The sequence below is a fragment of the Streptomyces yerevanensis genome, assembly GCF_000716805.1.
Classification (GTDB): domain Bacteria; phylum Actinomycetota; class Actinomycetes; order Streptomycetales; family Streptomycetaceae; genus Streptomyces; species Streptomyces flaveus.
In genome coordinates this window covers 60,307-80,208 of sequence record NZ_JNWJ01000004.1, presented here as the reverse complement: position 1 = coordinate 80,208, position 19,902 = coordinate 60,307, and the positions used below count along the sequence as shown (strand labels likewise).

16 protein-coding genes are annotated in these 19,902 nt (G+C 71.9%); 9 read left to right on the top strand and 7 right to left on the bottom strand.

The features are described 5' to 3' along the window. Positions 1-2 precede the first annotated feature (2 nt). From asnB to OP79_RS05340, 6 genes are all read right to left on the bottom strand, one after another. Entirely contained in the window at positions 3-1,937 is a 1,935-nt protein-coding gene (asnB, locus tag OP79_RS05365) for an asparagine synthase (glutamine-hydrolyzing) (protein WP_033318805.1), read from the bottom strand. Positions 1,938-1,940: 3 nt separating this feature from the next. After that, on the bottom strand, positions 1,941-3,500 hold the full coding sequence (locus OP79_RS05360; protein ID WP_033318804.1) for a Wzz/FepE/Etk N-terminal domain-containing protein: 1,560 nt from the start codon (positions 3,498-3,500) through the stop codon (positions 1,941-1,943). Next, positions 3,497-4,864: a Wzz/FepE/Etk N-terminal domain-containing protein gene (locus tag OP79_RS05355; RefSeq protein ID WP_033318803.1), complete on the bottom strand. Its 1,368-nt coding sequence runs from the start codon at positions 4,862-4,864 to the stop codon at positions 3,497-3,499. The genes OP79_RS05360 and OP79_RS05355 overlap by 4 nt, the downstream gene beginning before the upstream one ends. Beyond that, positions 4,861-6,126 carry a glycosyltransferase family 4 protein gene (locus tag OP79_RS05350; protein ID WP_033318802.1) on the bottom strand — a complete coding sequence of 422 codons (1,266 nt, stop codon included), beginning with the start codon at positions 6,124-6,126 and terminating at the stop codon, positions 4,861-4,863. Before OP79_RS05350 ends, OP79_RS05355 begins: the two co-directional genes overlap by 4 nt. Further along, a complete protein-coding gene (locus tag OP79_RS05345; protein ID WP_033318801.1) occupies positions 6,116-7,435 on the bottom strand; it encodes a nucleotide sugar dehydrogenase in 1,320 nt (439 codons plus the stop codon). The genes OP79_RS05350 and OP79_RS05345 overlap by 11 nt, the downstream gene beginning before the upstream one ends. An 82-nt stretch (positions 7,436-7,517) precedes the next feature. Further along, complete coding sequence (locus tag OP79_RS05340; protein ID WP_078491619.1) at positions 7,518-8,996, bottom strand: sugar transferase; 1,479 nt, start codon at positions 8,994-8,996, stop codon at positions 7,518-7,520. Positions 8,997-9,717: 721 nt separating this feature from the next. Here OP79_RS05340 and OP79_RS05335 point away from each other — a divergent pair. Next, complete coding sequence (locus OP79_RS05335) at positions 9,718-10,347, top strand: hypothetical protein (RefSeq protein WP_033318799.1); 630 nt, start codon at positions 9,718-9,720, stop codon at positions 10,345-10,347. A 223-nt stretch (positions 10,348-10,570) separates the two neighbouring features. On the opposite strand, the gene OP79_RS05330 is transcribed toward OP79_RS05335, so the two are convergent. Beyond that, complete coding sequence (locus tag OP79_RS05330) at positions 10,571-11,767, bottom strand: hypothetical protein (protein WP_033318798.1); 1,197 nt, start codon at positions 11,765-11,767, stop codon at positions 10,571-10,573. Between the two features lie 107 nt (positions 11,768-11,874). Between OP79_RS05330 and OP79_RS05325 the strand changes: the two genes are divergently transcribed. The 8 genes from OP79_RS05325 to OP79_RS05295 all read left to right on the top strand — a co-directional run bounded on the left by OP79_RS05325 (position 11,875) and on the right by OP79_RS05295 (position 19,898). Beyond that, positions 11,875-12,858 carry an ABC transporter substrate-binding protein gene (locus OP79_RS05325; RefSeq protein WP_211270742.1) on the top strand — a complete coding sequence of 328 codons (984 nt, stop codon included), beginning with the start codon at positions 11,875-11,877 and terminating at the stop codon, positions 12,856-12,858. A 134-nt stretch (positions 12,859-12,992) separates the two neighbouring features. Continuing rightward, a complete protein-coding gene (locus tag OP79_RS05320; RefSeq protein ID WP_245685225.1) occupies positions 12,993-13,970 on the top strand; it encodes a FecCD family ABC transporter permease in 978 nt (325 codons plus the stop codon). Further along, positions 13,967-14,983 carry a FecCD family ABC transporter permease gene (locus OP79_RS05315; RefSeq protein WP_033318797.1) on the top strand — a complete coding sequence of 339 codons (1,017 nt, stop codon included), beginning with the start codon at positions 13,967-13,969 and terminating at the stop codon, positions 14,981-14,983. The genes OP79_RS05320 and OP79_RS05315 overlap by 4 nt, the downstream gene beginning before the upstream one ends. A 19-nt stretch (positions 14,984-15,002) precedes the next feature. After that, positions 15,003-15,824, top strand: a complete 822-nt coding sequence (locus OP79_RS05310; protein ID WP_033318796.1) for an ABC transporter ATP-binding protein — start codon at positions 15,003-15,005, stop codon at positions 15,822-15,824. Between the two features lie 56 nt (positions 15,825-15,880). Beyond that, the gene (gene amiA / locus OP79_RS56780; protein ID WP_240661371.1) at positions 15,881-15,994 is read left to right on the top strand and encodes a streptamidine family RiPP; all 114 of its coding nucleotides are present in this window, start codon (positions 15,881-15,883) and stop codon (positions 15,992-15,994) included. A gap of 96 nt (positions 15,995-16,090) precedes the next feature. Beyond that, a complete protein-coding gene (locus OP79_RS05305; protein ID WP_033318795.1) occupies positions 16,091-17,011 on the top strand; it encodes a hypothetical protein in 921 nt (306 codons plus the stop codon). Continuing rightward, positions 17,008-18,522, top strand: a complete 1,515-nt coding sequence (locus OP79_RS05300) for a CocE/NonD family hydrolase (RefSeq protein ID WP_033318794.1) — start codon at positions 17,008-17,010, stop codon at positions 18,520-18,522. Before OP79_RS05305 ends, OP79_RS05300 begins: the two co-directional genes overlap by 4 nt. Further along, positions 18,519-19,898, top strand: coding sequence for a YcaO-like family protein (locus OP79_RS05295; protein WP_033318793.1), 1,380 nt, complete (start codon positions 18,519-18,521; stop codon positions 19,896-19,898). Before OP79_RS05300 ends, OP79_RS05295 begins: the two co-directional genes overlap by 4 nt. Positions 19,899-19,902: the final 4 nt, after the last annotated feature.

Genomic DNA, 19,902 nt, shown 5'->3' with positions numbered 1-19,902 from the left:
TCCTAAGCCGTTGACCGAGTGCTCTGGCCGGACCCAGCGGTCGCGCCGCGATACCAGTACTCGAGGGTCAGCACATGCCACAGATGCTTGGAGAAGTCCCGCTGCCCCGCGGCGTCCTCGGCGACCATCCGCGCCAGCGCGTCGCGGCGCAGAAGCCCGGAGCGGACGAGCTCGCCGTCGTTGACCACCTCGCGCACCAGCGGTGCCAGATCCCGGCTCATCCAGGCGCGCAGCGGGGCGCTGAACAGGCCCTTGGGCCGGTACACGATCTCCCGGGGCAGGACCGAAGTGGCCGCCTCCTTGAGGACGGCCTTGCCCTGCCGTCCGACGATCTTGCGATCGCCGGGCACGGCGAACGCCGCCTTGACCACCTCGACGTCCACATACGGCACCCGCACCTCGGTCGACGCGGCCATGCTCGACCGGTCCGTGTAGGCGAGGTTCAGGCCCGGCAGGAACATCCGGGCGTCGCCCAGGCACATGCGGTTGACGAAGTCGTCGAGGTCGTTGTCCTGGTAGATGTCCGCATGCTCGGTCAGCACGTCCTCGACCGTCCCGGCCAGGTCCGGATCGACCAGGGCGAGCAGCTCTTCCTGGTCGTACATGGTGTAGCTGCGCCGGAACGCGGTCTCCTCCGGCAGATCGGCGAAGGAGAGGAACCGCTTCGCGAAGCGCACCGACCGGTACCCCCGGCGGGCCGTGGCGACCGGCAGCCGGTCCACGGCCCTGGACAGGCCGCGCCGCAGGGGCCGCGGGACGCGCTGGTAGCGCAGCGCGATCAGGTTGGCCAGGTGCTTGCGGTAACCGGCAAACAGCTCGTCGGCACCCATCCCCGAGAGCATCACCTTCACCCCGGCCTCCCGGGCGGCCGAGCAGATCAGGAACGTGTTGATCGCGGCGGGGTCGCCGATCGGCTCGTCCAGGTGGTACGTCATCTGCGGCAGCAGGTCGAGCACATTCGGAGCGATCTCGATCTCATGCAGGTCGACGCCGAACCGCTCGGCCACCTGCCGGGCATAGCGCAGGTCGTCCGGCATCGCCTCGAACTTGGCGTCCTCGGCGCGGAACCCGATCGTGTAAGCGGAGATCCCGGGTCGGTCGCGGGCCGCAAGGGCGGTCAGGTAGCTGGAGTCGAGCCCGCCGGAGAGGAAGGTCGCCACGGGTACGTCGGAGAGCAGGTGGCGCCGAGTCGACTCCTCGACGATGGCGGCTATGTCCGGCTGCTCGCCGGCCTGCGCCCGCTCCCGGCCCTCCGCGGCGACGTCCTTGAGGTTCCAGAACTGGCCGCGCTCCACCCGGCCGTCGGGCCGGAACCGCATCCAGCTCCCCGGCGGCAGCTTCTCCGCCTCCCGGAACGCGCAGCGCGAGTCCGGCACCCAGTAGTACAGCAGCGAGGCCACCAGCGCCGCATGGTCCACCTCCAGCTTCCCGCCGGTCGCGGCGGCGAGCGCCTTGAGCTCGGAGGCGAACACCAGGCCCGCGCCGCGCCGGAGCAGGAACAGCGGCTTGATGCCCAACTGGTCACGGGCCAGCACCAGTTCACCGGTGCGCTCGTCGAAGATCCCGAACGCGAACATGCCGCGCAGCCGGGGCAGGCAGTCCGTGCCCCAGCGCCGCCAGGCCTCAAGGACCACCTCGGTGTCGGAAGTACCGCGGAAGCGCACCCCGGCGGCTGCCAGCTCGGCACGCAGTTCGGGCGCGTTGTACAGCTCGCCGTTGTACGTCAGGGCGAGGCCGCCCGAGACCATCGGCTGGGCGCCGGTCTCGGACAGGTCGATGATGGCCAGCCGGCGGTGCCCGAGCTGTACTTCGCCGTCACCGACGGGGTGGCCGTACCGGCCCGCCCCGTCCGGACCGCGGTGGGCGAGGGTATCGGTGAGCCGGTCGGTCACGACCTTGCCGTCAGGCCATCGGTATGTGCCTGCGATGCCGCACATGTCCTACCGCGCCTCCTGGTCGTTGTCCGGGCCCTGTGCGGCCCGCACCGGCAGCCGCTCCGTCCGCAGCCGGCCCTCCCCCACTGCCTGAACGGCGTGGGAGGTACCCTCACCGTTCTGCCGGGCCGGCCGCTCGTTCTGGCCGCGCAGCGCGGTGCCCAGCCCGTCCCACAGCGTGCCGTCGGTCCGGTCACGCGGATCGGGGTCGATCAGCACCACACCGATCACCGGAATGCGCTGGTCCGCGAGCTGCCGCGCCACGGTGTGCAGCCATGCGGCGCTGCCGTGCCCGGCACGCACGACAAGCACGGTCTGAGTGCCGAGGAACTGGAGGTCGGTCCACGCAGCGCCGGGCGCGACCGAGCCGACGCCCAGCCGGCGCTCCTGATGCGACACGGCCGCGGCACGCTCGCCGCTGACCACGGTCGGGTCTCCCGGCTTCGGGCGGCGGCCTGCGAGCTGCAGGCCGGGCAGACCATCGATGATGACCACCGGCCCGTCCGCCGCCAGTGCCCTGGCGAGGTCCAGAGCGATCACGCTCGTGCCGCGCGCACAGCCCAGTTCCAGCAGCGACACCGGTTCCGCGGAGCCGCGCACGGTGCGGGCCATGTGCGCGGTGAGCCGTTCGCGTGCCGCCCGGGTCCGTCGGCGCTGCCACAGCTTGCCCGACCGGCGGGGCAGCTCGGCGATGACCGAGGCGCCCAGGTTCGCCGCGATGTCCCGGCGCAGCACGGGGCGGTCCGCCACCAGCGTGCGGATCGCGGCAAGGGCGAGCCCGACGACGAGCCCGAGGACTAGCCCGATCGCGGAATTGGTGACAGCGGCCTTGGGCAGGGAGTGCCGCACCGCGCGCGGTGCGTCCACGATCTGCGTGTTGGCGATGACCTTGGGCGTGCCGACGCGCGCCTCCTCGGCGCGCTGGTTGAAGTCCGCGATCCGCGAAGTGAGTTCGGCCCGGCGGGCGAAGAGCGACTCGATGCTCGCCGACGCTCTCGGGTCGCTCTCCGTCTCCGGCGATCGGTCTCCGATGTCCTTGTTGACCTGTACGAGCTCGTCCTGCATGCGGTCACGCTGGTCGAGCAGGGCCTTGGCCTCGGCCTCCGCGGTTTGCCGCATCCGCCGCACATGGTCCGCGACGAACGCGTCGGCCAGCGCTTTGGCCCGGGCCACCGCTTCCGCGTCGCTGTCACCTGCCACGGTGATCTGCAGCAGGTTGTTGGTGAGGCCGGCACCCCGGTAGTCCTTCATGAAGTCCTCAGGGCTTTCCGATGACTTGAGGGACTGCAGGGCCTTTTCGGCGATCCGTGTGGTCCCCAGCAGTTCGACGTCGGTGCGGATCAGCGTCCCGGTGTCGTTCGGCTGGTCCTCCCGATGCGCGACCAGCACCTTGGTCACCGCGCTCGGCGGCGGCGGCAGCAGGACCGCCACCGCCGCGCCGGCCAGCAGCCCAAGGAGCGCCATGGAGCACCAGAGGCGGCGGCGCCTGCGCACCGCCACCACCAGCGCCTGCAGGTCGAAGAGCGGAGTGGCTGCCGACGACTCCGAAGTCGTGCTCGTCGTCACACCGAACCTCCCGTCGCGTGGCCGCGAACCGCGAGCGCCGGGGTGGCGTCGTCCGGAGGATGGCCGGCGGACCGCGTCGGACGGGCCAGCACCGTGCCGGCGACGACGATGCCGACGACTTCATGCCCGCCGTCCGCACACGCCTCGGGGATGCCGGCGAGCTCCTCCGCGGTCCAGTTGCCCGGGCTGAGGACGACCAGGGCACCGGACTCGGTGCCGCGGTCCGGCACCGTCGGCCGGTCCACCGAAACCTCCACCACCCGCAGCAGCAGATCGCTCTCGGCCTCGGCGACGAGCTGATCGGCGGCCCGGCGGGCGATCTCGTCGTCGTCCGGTACGACAACCAGCAGCCGCCGGGGGGCGGGCAGTTGGTCCCGGAGGCGAGCGCACACCCGCCGGTAGCGGATACGCCTGCCGGCCTCGTCACCGGACCTCAGCGGGGTCGGCATGTCCCACCGGGTGTCCACGCCGAGGAATCGGCGGATCCGGGCTCGTGGACCCCCGCCTTCCGGCCGGTGCGCGCCCCGTCCGCCAAGCACGTCGACGGTGCCGAGGACAGCCGAGCCCAGCGCCGCGGCGATCTCCGGTTCGGTGCGCGGTCGGCGATTCATCCGTGCGGCGGCGAGATGGCCGATGACCGCGACCAGGAAGAACAGCAGCGCCCCGGCGACGATGAGCTGCATCCTCGTCGGCGGCGCCTCGCCGGTCGGCCGGGCCGCCGGCCCCATGACGACCATGCCGGCCTGGTTGGTCGCCGGGTTGGCCTCGTCCAGCTTCTTCATGGCCTCCTCCAGCGAGGTTCGCAGCTTCTCGAGCGTGGTGCGGGCCTGCACGCTCTCCACGGACTGCCCCGGATCGGCCGCCTCGGCGAGGTCGGTGATGCGGCGGTTGGTCTCCTCCACCTTCTGCCGCAGCGCCTCGGGCACCGTGGCCGCTTCGGAGTCGGTGCTGCCGCCTGCGATCCGCGCGGCGAAACCGACGAGTTCCTTGGCCACCTGGTCGGAGAGCTGCTGCGCGCGCTCCGGGGTGTCGGCCGTACCCGAGATCTTGATGATGTTCCCGTCGGCGGCCTTGGCGCTCACTCGATCCCGCAGCTCGGTGCCGCTGACGCCGCTCCAGTCGAGAGCGGCGGCCACGCGGTCGACCACCGTCGAACTGGTCGCGATGTCCACCTGGGTCAGCAGCTCGCGCTCCTCCCACTGCCCCGGCAGCAGTACCGATGCCGACGCCGCGTAACGCGGCGGGAACACCACCGAGGCGCCGTAGCCGACGAGCGCGCCCACCACGGCGAGGACGGCGAGAAGCCGCCAGCGCCGCCGGAGAATCCGCCCGATCGCGGCCAGGCGGATCGTGTCATCGTTCAACGGCGCTGCCTCTTCCTTGTGCGGACCGGGTCGCCCGCCGACACCGGAATGTGGTCACGGCACGCAGCGGCATAGGCGGCGAGCAGCGATGCTTGCGAGTTCCGCCAGGAAAGCTGTCCGCTGATCCGCTCCTGGCCGATCTTGCCCATCCGGGCCCGCTTCTCCGGATCGTCAAGGAGCAGCGCGATGAGCCCCGCGAATTCGGCCTCGTCGTTGGCGGGCGCGTAGACGGCGGCGTCACCGGCGGAGACTCGCGCCTCGCGGAGGTCGAACGAGACGATCGGCCGGCCCATCGCCATGTACTCCAGGACCTTGTTCATGGTCGACACGTCGTTGAGCGGATTGCGCGGGTCCGGGGAAAGGCACACGTCCGCGGTGGACAGGTAGCGCACCAGGTCGGCGTCCGGGATGCGCCCGGTGAACTGCACCTGCTCGGAGAGCCCGAGCCGCCGGGACAGCTCCACCATCGCGTCGAAGGCGTCGCCGGAGCCGACGAACACCGCATGCCAGTCGGTCCGCCCGAACTCGTCGCGCAGCTTCGCGAGGGCCCGCAGGGCGTAGTCGACGCCGTCCTGAGGGCCCATGACGCCGAGGTAGCACAGCAGATGAGGCTTGCCGCGCTTCAACTCCGGCTCGGGCGGCACCGGTTGGAACCGGTCGGTCTGGGGCGCGCTGCGCACCACGAAAACGTCCTCAGGGCGTCGGCCGCCACGGCGCATCGCGACGTCCCGGTAGCTCTCGTTCGTGGCGAGGACGACGTCCGCGGCCCGGTAGGTCCGCCGTTCCAGCGCGCACACGGCGCGGTAGAGCAGATCCTCGCCGCGGTCGAACCGGGACAGGTACAGCTCGGGCACCAGGTCGTGCTGGTCGAAGACGAACCGCGCGCCGCGCCTCTTCAGCCACAGGGCCGGCAGGAACAGCAGGTCGGGCGGGTTGCAGGCGTGGACCACGTCGACCGGGCCGACCTTGCGGGCCAGCCGGGCCGTGTGCCACAACGCCGTTCCGTACTCCCGCAGGTAGCCGGCCGGTCCTCCGGTGGCCGCGCGCAACGGGTAGCGGTGGATCCGCACCCCGTCGATCACCGCCTCCGGCTCCGTGTCCCGCTTTTCCCCGCGGGGACAGATGACGTGCACTTCCCAGCCCGCGTCGCGCAGCGTCGTGCACTCCTGCCACACTCGCCGGTCGAACGGCACCGACAGGTTCTCCACCAGGATCAGCGCGCGCCGGTTCGGCCTGTCGCTGCTGATTGCGTTACCAAGCAAGGCCCACGTACCCCGGTTCGGTCCGACGCGTCTCGGCGTCGGGAAGGCGGATGAGGTCGATGAGCACCGGACCTTCGTCGCCATGGGGCAGCGCCGACAGCACGGCAGGATCCCTGGTCCCGACCAGGCACACCTCGGCGTGCTCGAGCACCTCGTCGACGGAGTCCGCGAGCAGCTGCGCGAGGTGCGGCAGCCGGGTCTCGATGTACTCGCGGTTCGCGCCGATCAGCCGGGAAAGGCTCACGTTGGCGTCGTGGATCCGCAGGTCGTACCCCTTGCCGAAGAGTCTCTCGGCCAGCTCAACGAGCGGGCTCTCGCGGAGGTCGTCGGTGCCGGGTTTGAAGGACAGCCCGAACAGGCCCACCCGGCGCTTGCCGGTGCGCTCGACCAGCTCCACAGCGCGCTGCAGATGGTCGGAGTTGGAGGGCAGTACGTGGGCGAGGATGGGCACCGAGACGTCGGCCCGCTGCGCCGCGTGGACCAGGCTGCGCAGGTCCTTGGGCAGGCAGGAGCCACCAAAGGCGAAGCCGGGCCGCAGGTAGGCGGAGCTGATGTTCAGCTTGCGGTCGGCCAGGAAAACGTCCATCACCTGGTGTGAGTCCACCCCGAGTGCCTGGCACACCGCGCCCAGCTCGTTCGCGAAGCCGATCTTGAGGCCGTGGAACGCGTTGTCCGCGTACTTGATCGCCTCGGCCGTCGGGACCGGCACCCGGAACACCTCGCCGGGCAAGCCGTCGTACAGCGCCATCACCGCATCGCCGCTTGCCGGGTCGAGCTCGCCGATGACGGTCTTGGGCGGGTCGAAGAAGTCCCGCACGCTCGTGCCCTCGCGCAGGAACTCCGGGTTGACCGCGACCCCGATGTCCACCCCGGCCGTGCCGCCGACGTACTTCTCCAGAATCGGTACCAGCAGGTTCAGGCAGGTGCCCGGGAGCATGGTGCTGCGGAACACGACGGTGTGCCGCCCACCCCGCTCGGCCAGCGCGGCGCCGATCTGCTCGGTGACCCGCTCCAAGTAGGTAGTGCACAGGCTGCCGTTGGGCTCCGACGGCGTGCCCACGCAGACCAGCGACACCTCGCTGTCCATGATCGCCTCGCGGACGTCGTCGGTGGCGCGGAGCGCCCCGGTCCGCACGACCTCGGCGATGAGCTCGCCGATCCGTTCCTCGACCACCGGTGCCTTGCCGTCGTTGACCAGGTCGACCTTCACCTGGTTCACGTCCACCCCGACGACCTCGTGACCCATGCTGGCCAGGCACGCGGCCGACACACAGCCCACGTAGCCGAGCCCGAAAACACTGACCCTCATGACGCGTCCCTCCCCCCAGGCAGGCCCTTGCGGCCTGCGGTCCGCGCGCGGGCGGGACCGTTGAGTTGCAGCCCCCCGCGCATCAGTAGGCCCCCTGGCCGTAGAACACCGCACGCAGCGTCTTCCACAAGATCACTGCGTCCAGGGCGAGCGACCAGTCCTCCACGTACCGCAGGTCGAGCCGGACCGCCTCCTCCCATGGCAGGTCGCTGCGTCCGCTGATCTGCCACAGGCCGGTGAGCCCGGGCTTGACCAGCAGCCGCCGCCGGATGTCCGGGCCGTACGCAGCGGTCTCCTCCGGTAGCGGAGGCCGCGGACCGACGAGCGACATCGATCCGGTGAGCACGTTGAAAAGCTGCGGGAGCTCGTCGATCGAGTACCGGCGCAGCACTGCTCCCACCCGGGTCACCCGCGGATCCCGGCGGAGCTTGAACAGCAGGCCTGCACCCTCGTTGTGGTCGGCCAGCTGGGCACGTGCCCCGTGAGCCCCGACGACCATGGTGCGGAACTTGAAAATGGTGAACTCACGGCCGTCCTTGCCGACCCTGCGCTGGCGGTAGAGCGCCCCACCACGACTGTCCACCATCACGAGAAGCGCGACGAACACCATCAGCGGCGCGAACAGCATCAGCAGGATCGCTGCGGCCATCCGGTCGACGACCCCTTTGATCGCCCGGCGCCCACCGGTGAAGGCCGGCATGCTGACCCGCAGCAGAGGGATCCCGAGCACCGCGTCGACGTGCAGCCGCGGGCCGGCCACCTCCATCAGCACGGGGGCCACGACCATCTCGGCATCGCTGCCTTCGAGGTTCCAGGCCAGCCGCTGCAGCCGGTCCGGTGACCAGTGCGGGTCCGGTGTGACCGCGACAACACGGTAGCCGTCGTGGCGGACGTGCTTGGCGACGTCCCCCAGCCGGCCGACGACCGGCACTCCGTCCAGTTGGTCACCGTCGAGCCCGCGACCGTCCGTCGTGCACACCCCGTCCACCCGCCAGCCGAGGTGCGGGAACTTGCGGGTCCGGCTGATCAGGTCGCGCACGGTGTCCGGGCTCCCGGCAGCGAGCACCGGTCTCAGGCACCGTCCTTCCTTCCGCTGTTTGTGCAGCCGAAGGCGGAGCAGATACCGCGCGGTCATGGTGACGAGCGCGATCGCGGGGATCGCGACGAAGATCCAGAGCTTGATGTTGCGCGAGGTGAGGGCGATCCCGCCGAGTGCCAGTACGACGGTCGCCGTGAACAGCGAGCGTCCGAGCCGGCGGAATTCCTCGGCGCCCTGGCCGAGCACGGCCGGAGACCACGACCGGCTCACCGCCAGCGCCCCCAGCACCAGCAGCTCGGTGCCGAATGCGAGAATGATCCACTTCTCGTGCCAGTTGGCCGCGTCCCGGGCCCCGAAGAAGTTGCCGATCGCCGCCACCACGAAGGCAGTGGTCACGGTATCGCTGGTGATCACGGTACGGCGGTAGCGCTGTTCCCAGTCGATCGTGGGCTGGCTGATCGCCCCATTCGGCAGACGCCCGCGCGCCGCCGGAAAAGGGCCGACTAATCCCCCCTGCCGCACAGAACCCCCCAGGTCCCCAGTGGTACGACGTGGTCGCCAAACACTGTTCCTCCCCCCGGGAGGCCCCCGCCCCCCGCGCAGTCCCTCCTCTCGGGGGGCCCGCCCCCGGCGCCGCGCTGTTCCTCCCCCGGGGGGCTCCCACCCCCCGCGCATGACATCCCGGCTACTTCAGGGCTACTTGAACAACCCGCCCTGACGGCAGTGGACTCGCATGTCCTGCCGGACTCTCGAGGCGTGCGGGAACCCGTCGAAACCTCGGGTGCTCCCCACACCCAAAGCCCCCTCCCGGGCTCCAAGAACTGGACCTAAAGATCATTATTGGTCCACCCCGTGTCCGATCATCTGAAGCACGGTCAATCTAGACCATCGCGGCCAGTATGGAGAGAGGGTGTGTGCAATTTGTGCTCAAGCTTTGAAGGTGGATCCACCGACCGGTGACCGTCTACGGGTGTGCCTTGACGCCACCGCGCGCTCCATCAGCTCGCCCGCTCCCCGGGCGCGGCTTCTGCGCGGTAGTGATCGGCGGGCCGCAGCGGGCCTTCTGCGGCGCCCGGTCCGGCAACAACTTCCCGCTGACGCATCATGTGGAGTGCATGGCGGTGCTGAAGCTGGTGGGAAAGGGCTCCTGAACTGCGGTTTTGAGTGCGCGTCAGGTGCGGTGTGAGCGTTACGGGCGATCTCCTGACGGCGACCGACAGATGACAGAGAGGCGGCGACCGCCATGGGACTTGTGACCTTGGGCCTGCCCACACCGGGACAGTTGCGCGGCCGCTGGGCAGCGTTCGCGGCGGTCTGCGCCGCCGGGAGGCGGGGAGGCACGTGCCACGCCGACGGCTCCGTGTGGCACTTCGACGACAGCGGCGGCAACTGGCTGGATCTGCATCACCTCGGCGCGGGCCGCGCCGTCCTGGTCGGTCACGACCATGAGTATTCGCAGACGTACTACGGCGCCGCTGCCGAGTACTTCGATGAGGAAGAGACCGACCTGCTTGCCGACGCGCCGGACTGGTGGCAGCCCGTGGTGCAGCGAACCTTGGACACGGGCCTTTACGTGGGCTTCGTCTACGGCTTCGACACCGACGGCTGGCGGCGCGCCGAGTACGGCCTCGACGACGGGTTCCACAGCGTGGGCCTGCCCGCCCTGACCGTGGAGAGAACCCACGAGCGCATCGTCGGGTTCACCCGGACCGCCCCGGGGCTCGACGGTACGGCCGCTCCCCAGGACGCCATCGACGCGCTGATCGCCGCGGACGCCGACATCACGGAAGAGCACGTGGCCGCTGTCATCGGCAAGGGCGGCCCGGACGCCGTGGCGGGCGCGGCCGCGGGCAGGAAGTTCCTGACGGCCTGATCCGAGGGCGCCGAGGCATTCCCGGATGCGGTGATGCCCCGGTCTTCGTCAGTGCCAGTCCCGGGCGTCGTACACGTACACCACCAGGGCATGGCCCTCGAGGCGCGAGGCAGTGCGGGCGAGCGCCATGGCGGCGCCGTGGTCGTAGGCGTCCGCCGGTGCGGTCGTCGCGGTCGGCGATGGCGTACGAGTCCCTGCTCGTTGTGCCGCCGCCCTGCGGCCGTCACCTGCCCACGGGGTCCCCTTCGGCGCCGTCGTCCCGTGTGCGCAGCATCGCGTGGCCGCCGTGGTGCAAGGGGGTGTCCAGCTTCAAGCGGGTTGTTTCGGAGGCCGTTCGGGCGTCGATGACGTGAACTTCGCCGTGGCCGCCGCGGGTGACGGCGACCCAGTCGGTAGCCAACGAGGCGGCCACCGCACGGCGTTGGACGCCTTCCCAGGGTGTACCTCCGCGGCGGGGGGCGCCGTCCATGGAGGGGAGGGGTACGCGGCGTACGGCCTCGTCGGCGTCCAGCAGGAGCAGTTCGTCGCCGTCCGGGTGGATGCGGGTGAACGCGGTGTGGGCCTTGGTGAGGGCCAGCCGGAAGACCAGGCCCGGGCCGAGGTCCGTCAGGGTCGTGCGGCCCGTTTGCAGGTCGTGGCGCCAGGCGTGGTTCGTCCACTGAGGCCAGCGCAGCGGGTCCGTGGGGCCGCCCCGCAGGGTCGACCACAGCGTCCGTCGCCGCGGGTCGAGCCGCAGGTACCAGCCCCGGGCGGGCGAACCCCACGGGATCACCGGCTCCGCAACGAGTGCCTCGCCCTCACGGCGCGCCCGGTGCACGCCCTCGCCCGTGGCCGCGAACACGCGGCCGGTGTACGGGTCTTGGGCGTCACCGTGCCCGTCGTCCGGCAGGGGGAGGCGTACGTGCGGTGTGACCGGCGGGCAGCCGGGCGGTGAGCCGAGCAGGTCGGCGAACCGGTGGACGGCGAGTGCGCCGGGTTCCCGGTGTCGCAGGACGACCAGGGGGGCGCCGCCGCCCAGTACCGTCACGCCCGGTTCGCCCACGCGCGTGCGTACCCGGGCGGCGTCTTTGGTGGACAGGTCGACGACCGTCAGCAGGTCCGACCACGGACCGCCGTTCTTCCCCAGGCCCGTCGTGACGGCCGCCCACCGGCCGGACGGGTCGCAGGCCAGATGCTCGGCCGGTACGGCGACCGGTATCGCGGCCTCCACCAGCTCGGGGCCGTACGGATCGAGCACCAGCAGCTCGCCCCTGCGCTCGTCGACGCAGGCCGCCCGTCCGCCCGGAAGCGCCAGAAAACCCGCGTGTTCGGAGAGGTGGCGGCCGGTGAGCCGGTGTGCCTCCACGCCGTCCGGGACGGTCAGCACATGGACGGATCCGCCTATGTGGTCGGAGACGAGTAGCAGTGGGCCGGCGTTCATCTAGGACCTCCCTGACAGAGCGCTCCCTGATGGAGCATCTGATGAAAACGATTATCATGAGGTATCTTCGACGCGTTCCGGGACCAAGAGAAGAAGCGAGGGCATCGATGCTGGGCTCACCGTCGAGATTCATCCGCAGCTGGATCACCGCGGCGATAGTGGGTTCCGTCCTGGTCGGATGTGGCACATCCGCCGAACCCGCGAATGAGAGTGAAGAGGCCGCAGCGGCCGGCCCGAAGACCGATGTCGCCGTGCAACCCATCGAGGCGACACAGCAGTTGACCGACGCGAACGGCGTCAAGATCTCCCTGAAGCAGAAACCGCAGCGCATCGTCTGCCTGTTCGCGCTCTGCGACGACATCCTGACCGAGCTGGGCATCGTCCCCACGGCCACGAACAGCGCCCTGCTGGCCCACCCCGAATTCCTGGGGGAGGAGAAGGCGAAGCAGGTCGACGTCATCCCCGGCGGGTTCATCGCGCCCGAGGTGGAGGCGATCCTCTCCCACAAGCCCGATCTCGTGATCGGTCTCGAGGACACCCACGGCAAGCTTGCCCCGGCCCTGAAGGACGCCACCACGTTCTGGCCCATGCAGCCCGAGAAGTGGCAGGACAGCGTCGGTTACCTGCGCGACGTCGCCGCGCTCACCGGCCGCAGTGCCGAGGGCGAGAAGGCCGAGAAGACCTTCCGTACCAAGCTCGCCGACGCGGAGCGGACCAAGAGCGACAAGACCACGATCGTCATCTACGGCAGCGACGAGAACTTCGGCGTCGCCACGCCGGGGACGGACGTGGCCGCCGGGCTGTTCCCCAAGCTGGCCGACTACCCCTGGAAGTCCCGTGGTGTGGAGGGGAGTTACAGCCTCGAGGAGATCCTCGCGCGGGACGTCGACGTGCTGTTCGTCGAGACGATCAGCTTCGGCGAGCCGGACGGCAAGCTGTCGGAGAAGCTGGCGAAGAACCCGCTGTGGGGGAAGATCCCGGCCGTCAAGAACGGGGACGTCCACGAGGTGAACTCCGAGGTGTGGGCCAAGGGCCGGGGCACCCGCTCGCTGGGCATCGTCCTCGACGAGGCCACGGCCGCCCTGCGGTGAGTGTGCCGACCGCGACCAAAAACGCGGCCGGTGACGCGACTTCGGGCGGGCGGCGGTCCGTACGGTTCCCGCGCCCCAGCAGCTGGTGGCAACTCCTCGTGGTCACCGCGCTGTTGGTCGCGGCCTCTGCCTGCATGCTGAGCCTGGGCACGCCCTACGTCCCACTGCACCTCTTGCCCGCAGCACTGCTGGAAGGGGACAGTACGCTCGCCGGTGTCGTCGTCACCGAACTGCGCGTGCCCCGGCTGGTGTTGGCGCTGGTCGCCGGGGCCTGCCTGGGCGCGGCAGGGCTCGTACTGCAGGAGGCGCTGCGCAACCCCCTGGCGGTCCCCGAGATGCTGGGCATCTCCTCCGGAGCCGCGCTCGGAGTCGCCGCGCCCCTGGTGCTGGCGGTGTCCATCCCCGCCGCCGCCCAGCCCCTGCTGGCCATCGGCGGGGCCGCGCTCGGCGGCGCGCTCACGCTGTTCGCCGCCGGGCTGGGGCGAAGCCCGTCCGCCGTACTGCTCACCGGGGCCGCGGTGGCCGCCGCCCTGCAGGCCGCGCTGCTCGTACTCATGGTGATGGCCGACCAGTTGGACCTCCAGCTGATCTACCGCTACCTGCTCGGCTCGCTCTCCGCCCGTACCTGGGACGACGTCACCGGGCTGTGGCCCTGGCTGCTCGTCGCGGTGCCCGCGCTCGTGCTGTGCGCGCCGGTGCTGTCGGTGCTGCGGCTGGGAGACGAGGACGCCCAGGCGTTGGGCGTCCGCGTACAGCGTGCCCGGTTCGCCGCGCTGGCCATCGCCGTCCTGCTGATCGCGCCCGTGACGGCCGTGTGCGGTCCGGTGGCGTGGGTCGGGTTCCTCGCCCCGCATCTGGCACGACGGCTCAACCCGACGGCGGACGCGGTGCGTTGGCTGCCCTGGTCGGCCGCGTGGGGCGCCGTCGTGGTGGCCGTCGCCGACGTTCCGGCCCGCCTTGCGCTGGCGCCCGTGGAGACACCGGTCGGCGCCTGGACGTCCCTGTTCGGCGTGCCCGTCGGTGTCGCCCTGCTCCGGTCGGGAAAGCGAAGGCCGAAGTCTCCCACCCGTCTTGCATCCAGTGGGGCGACCGCGTCGGAGGAGGCCCGGTGAGCCGGCGTTTCGGGGCGCTCGCCGTACTCCTCGTACTCCTCGTCGTGTGCGCCTGCGGGGGACTGCTGGCCGGTCGCGGCATGTCCCCGGCCGTGGTCTGGGAGGTCCTCGGCGGGGGCGGTGACGCGACGGAGCGGCACATCCTGTTCCAACTCCGCCTGCCCCGCCTGCTGGTGTCCCTCGGCGCGGGGGCGTGCCTCGGCGTGGCGGGACTGGTCCTGCAGTCCGCGTTGCGAAACCCGCTCGCCGGGCCCGAGGTCACGGGTGTGACTCCGGGCGCGGTGCTCGGGGCCGTCACCGCGACCGGTCTGGGACTCGCGGGCTGGGAATCGCCCCTCGCCGTCGTCGTCGCCGCGTGCGTGGGCGGGTGTACGGGAGCCGCGTTGCTGTGGCTGCTCACCGGACGCGGCCGGGGCGACCCCGCGCAGATCGCCGTGCACGGGGTGCTCGTGTCGGCGGTGCTCGGCGGGCTCACCGCCATGGTGCTGCTCGTCGCGCCGGGTGAGCTCGGCAGTGTCGTCCAGTGGCTCGTCGGCACGACGGAGGGCCGGGTGTGGCAGCACTGGCACCTGCTGTGGCCCTGGGCGTTGGCCTGGGGCGCGATGGCGTGGCTGATGACGGGACCGCTGACCCTGCTGCGCTGCGGTGACGAGATCGCCGGTGCGGCCGGGCTGTCCGCCGCGCGCGCCCGGACCCTCGCCCTGTTGTGCGCCGTGGCGCTGACAGCGGGCGCGGTGGCCGCCGTCGGGGCGCTGGGTTTCGTCGGGCTGCTCGTACCGCACCTCGCTCTGGCCGTGTTCGGCGCGGACCTGCGGCTGACGCTGCCCGGCGCCGCCCTCGTGGGGGCGGCCGTGGTGTCCGGGGCTGACGCGGCGGCGCAACTCGCCTCGCGGCTGCTCGCGGTCGCGCTGGACTCCGACCGGCTCACACTGCCGATCGGAGCGCTCACCACCTGCCTCGGAGCCGTACTGCTGCTGATCGTCGTACGCCGGGCGCCGAGCCGAACGTTCTGATGTCGACGAAGGACAGAACATGACCGAACCCCTGGGGATCCGCACCGAGGGAGTCCACTTCGGCTACCCCGGCCGCCCCGTGCTGCGCGGCGTCGACATGAGCGTCGAACCGGGCGAGCTGACCGCCCTCATCGGCCTCAACGGCTGCGGCAAGTCGACCCTGTTGAGGCTGGCCGCCGGCCTGCTGCGGCCGGACGAGGGGCGCGTCCTGCTCGGCGGCGACGACGTTGCCGGGCTTTCCCGGCGCGCCACCGCCCGCCGGGTCGCGCTGCTGCACCAGTCGGCCCCGGCCGTCCCCGGCATGACGGTCCGTCACCTCGTACGGCAGGGGCGGTACGCGGCACGCGGCCCCCTCGGCATGCTGCGCGAGGGCGACGACCCCGTCGTACGGCGTGCTCTGCGCGACGTCGGCGTGGAGCAGTGGGCCGACCGGGACGTGGACGCGCTGTCGGGGGGCGAACGGCAGCGGGTCCGGCTCGCGATGGCGCTCGCCCAGGACACCCGCGTCCTGCTGCTCGACGAGCCGACCACCTACCTGGACCTGCATCACCAACTCGATGTGCTGCAGACCGTGGTGCGGCTGCGCGAGGAGCGCGGCCTCACCGTCGTGATGGTGCTGCACGACCTGGCCCACGCGGCCCGGTTCGCCGAGCGGATCGTCGCCCTGCGGGACGGCGTCGTGGTGGCCGACGGGACCCCGAAGGAGGTCGTCACCCCCGGGCTGCTCGCGGATGTGCTCAAGGTGGCGGGCCGGGTCGGCCAGGACCCCGAGGGGGGTTGGCCGGTGTGTTACCCAGATCACCCCCTTCACGGTCTTGAATATGAAAATCGTATTCATTAGGTTCGTGGGCGGCGCTCAACGGAACGCCGTACCTCCCTTGCGATAAAGGAGAGTTCATGGACAACGAGCAGGTCTTCGCGCCCATCGCCGACCCGGGCCAGCTGGCTCACGACTCCGCCTCCCACTCCAACGCGCTCGTCGAGAACCCTTTCGACGACACCGAGGAGTAAGCGCGGGTCAAGCACCCTCGATCGTGGGCCCGCCCGCCCGTCACCGTGCGGGCGGGCCCACGCCCCCTCAGGCCCTCTTCCCACAGGAGAACCGACGTGTCCCGCAGCCAGCTCGCATCCGGTGTCGAGATCGTCGCCGTACCCGAGCGGGGGCTCGCCGTCCGCACGGCCGACGGGGAGTTCCTCAGCGTACGGACGGGCGATGCGGACGACAGCGCTCTGCTCTCCCTGCTCTCCGGCCGATCCACCGGCGAGCCGGACGCCGAACTCGACCGGCTCGTACGGGCCTTCGACGGCGCCGGCTACCTGGTGGACGGGCCGCAGTGCGCCGAATGGCCCGCCGAGCGCCGGGATGTCCTGCTGCTGGGCGCCCCCGTACTGACCGAGCCGCTGGCCGCGCTCCTGCGGGCCTCGGGTGCACGGCCGCGGCAGGCGGAACTCGACGACCTGGCCGACGTGGCTCCCGCGGCACCCGGCCGCCTGGCCAACGCGACTCCGCCGGCACCCGACGCCCTGGACCGCGCGCACCAGGCCGCACCCGACGCCCCGGCCGGGGCAGAGCCGGCCGCCGTCGTGTGGTGTCTTGACGGTCCCGTACCGGAAGGGCTGTGGGACGCCGCCGACCGGCTGCCCGGGCGTGGCATCGCCTGGTTGCGCTGTCATCGCGAGGGCTGGCAGGTCTGCGTCGAGCCCCTCGCGGCCGCTCCGGGGGACGTCACCTCGGCCCACGTCCGTGCGCGCAGGCTCGCCGCCACGCCCGCGCACCGTGAGCTGGCCGCCTACTGGAGCGGGCCCCGCACCTCCGGCGCGCCCGTACAACTCACCACGCCCGCAGCCGCGTTGCTCGCCTCCCTGCTCGCCGACGACCTCACCCGATGGGCCACCGACGCCCCTCACCCCGGCGGGCTGCCCGCGCGGCGTCGGCTCCGGCGCGTCGATCTGCGCACGATGACCGTCACCGAGCACCCCGTACTGCCCGTTCCCGACGTCGCCCCGATGCCGGGGAAGGCCGGATGAAGCCGGTCACCGAAGCCGTCGAGAGCCGGATGACGACGTTCACCGAAGCCGTCGAGGGCCTCGCCACCGATGTCCGACTCCCGGACGGCGACGGTCCTTTCCCTGCCATCCTCATCCGTACGCCCTACGACCGGCGCCGGCACCGTGCCGAGCTGCGCGGGTGGGCCCGGCGCGGGTTCGCCGCGCTGGTTCAGGACGTACGCGGTCGGCACGCGTCGCCGGGGGAGTGGTGCCCGTACGAGAACGAGGCCGACGACGGGGCGCTGGCCGCCCGCTGGATCCGCCGGCAGCCCTGGAGCGACGGGCGCATCGTGGCGGTCGGCGCCTCCTACGCCGCCCACTGCGCCGTCGCCCTCGCGCTCGACGCGCCCGAGGATGCCCGCCCCGACGCCGTCATCGCCGCCGTGCCCGCGCTGGGCGCCGCCGAGACGGCTCGTGAACTCTCGGGCGTGGAACGGCTGTTGGCCCGCGCCGGGTGGTGGGCCGCGCATGGCGACCGGCGCGACTCCGACGAGGACGCCCTGGCGAAAGCACTTGCCACGGACCCTGACCTGCTGGCCCACCTGCCGCTGACCGACCTCCCTGCCCGGCTCGGCCGGAATCTCCCCTCCTGGCCGGGCGTGTGGCGGCACCGCGAGCGCGGCCGGCTCGGCTCACCGGCCGAGCGCGCCGGGATGCCCTTGCTCGCGGTGGGCGGCCACCACGATCACTTCACCGAGGACACCGTAGCCCTGTGGCGCCACTGGGGCGGACCCTCGGCGCGTCTGCTGCTGGGGCCCTGGGGGCACGGCCTCGTGGCCGCGCCCGGCACCGACGCCCGGCCCGCGCACCGGGTGAGCCTCGGCGAGCTCTACGCGCGCTGGGCCCGGCTCGCCTTCACCGGGGGCCTCGCGTCCGGACACCGAGGCGCGGTCGCGCTGGGCGACAGCCCCCTGTGGGTGCCCGCCGAGACGCAGGGCGAGCCGCGCACTCAGAACGTACGACTGTTGCATGGTGCCTGCTTCACGGCCGATCCCGAACGGGCCGTTTCCTCCGAGGAGTCGACCGTCCCCACGGAAGGCACGCCCGACCGCTGTCTGTTCGTCACCCCGCCGCTGCCGCGCCCGCTGGACGTCATCGGCGCCGCCGAGGTCCGGGTGAGGGCGACCGCCGACACTCGGTCCGCGGACTGGGTGGCGCGGCTCGTCGTGGTCACTCCCGAAGGGGTGGCCGAGCGGCTCGCCGTCGGAGTCGTACGACGTACGGATCCACCGGGGCGGGCCGCCGAGTTCACCGTGGGGCTCGGCCCGCTCGCACGGCGGCTGCCCGCCGGCACCCGGCTCCGACTGGAGATCGCCGGACACCACTTCCCCGCCCACGCCCGCAACCCCCACACCGGCGACGACCCGGTCACCGCCACCCGGCTCCTCGCCTCCCGGCGCGAGGTCGACCCCGGGCACGTGGCGCTGCGGCTGCCCGTGCTCCGCTCCCGTCCCACCCCCACCGATCCCGTACAGGAGATCCTGCGATGACGGCGCTGCCGATGGAAGCCCTGGTCGACCCCGTGTGCGGCATCGTCCGCAAGGTCAAGCCCGTCGAGCACCCCGTAGGAGCGCCGCCCCGCTACACCGCGCTCACCGCCGAGATATCCGACGCCCGCAGGCTCGGCCTGTGGCCCGCCGACCGGGTCTCGCTCGGCACCACCTTCGGCGACCCCGAGGGTGCCCGGATCGCCGCGATAGCGGAGGGCATCGAGCGGTACTGCGGCAACCGCGTACCGCCGCCCGGCCACCCCGACGCCCCGCTGCGCGCCACGGCCGCCGAGCTGTTGGGGAAGGGCCTCAGGTTGTACGGCCCCGACGAGTTGCCCGCCTATGCCGACTGGCAGTACGCCCGCGAGAAGTTCCCGTACCGCCCCCTGACCCCCGACACCCCGTCCCTGTGGACGCGCGGCGAGGAACGGCTGCCCGGCGGGGAGCGGGCCGAGGTCTGGGCGCCCGTCGCGCTCACCCACCTCAACTGGCGTCAGGGCGAGCTGCGTTCCCTGCCCCGCACCCACCACCTCAACTACGCGGGCATCGCCACCGGGCAGGGCTTCGACGACGCGGTCGAGCGCGGACTGCTGGAGATCGTCGAACGCGACGCCCTCGAACTGTGGTGGCACCTCGACGGCCCGACCCGCGGCATCGACCCGGCGAGCGTGCCCGGCCTCGCCGACGACCTCGCCGGATGCGGGCTCGACGTCCATCTCGCCGAGATGCCCTCGGGGTTCGCCCCCTGCATGGCCGCGCTCGTCCACGACCGCCGGCTCGGCCTCTACGCCGCCGGGTTCGCCTGCAAGTACGACCCGGCCGAGGCCGCCCGCAAGGCCGTACTGGAGGCCGTCCACACCTGGGTCTTCACGCAGGGCCTCGTCGATCCGGACGGCTGGGTGTTCCAGGCCGTCGAGGCAGGGCTGCTCGCCCGCGGGCTCTACCTGGACCACCGCGAGGACCGTCGCTACCTCGACGCATGCGGTGAACACTTCTCACACGTACGGGACTTGGGCGCGCACGTACAGGTCTGGCTGGACGAGCGGATGGCGGCCGAGGCCCGGCGGTTCACCGAGCCCGCGCACGGGACCGTACCCATCGACGCGGTCGAGCCCGGCAGCCGGGACCGGCTGGAGCGCGCGCTCCACGACGGCGGCCACCGGGTCATGACGTTCGACGTCACCACCGAGGACGTGGCCGAAACGCCGCTGCGCGTCGCCCGGGTCCTGGTCTCCGGCCTCATCCCCAACGCCCCTGCGGCTTTCGGGTACTTCGGCTCCCCGCGCCTCGCCGACGCCGCCGTCGCCCGTGGCTGGCGTACGACCGCGCCGAGCGCGCCGGAGGACTTCACGCTGGCTCCTCCGCCCCACATGTGAGGAC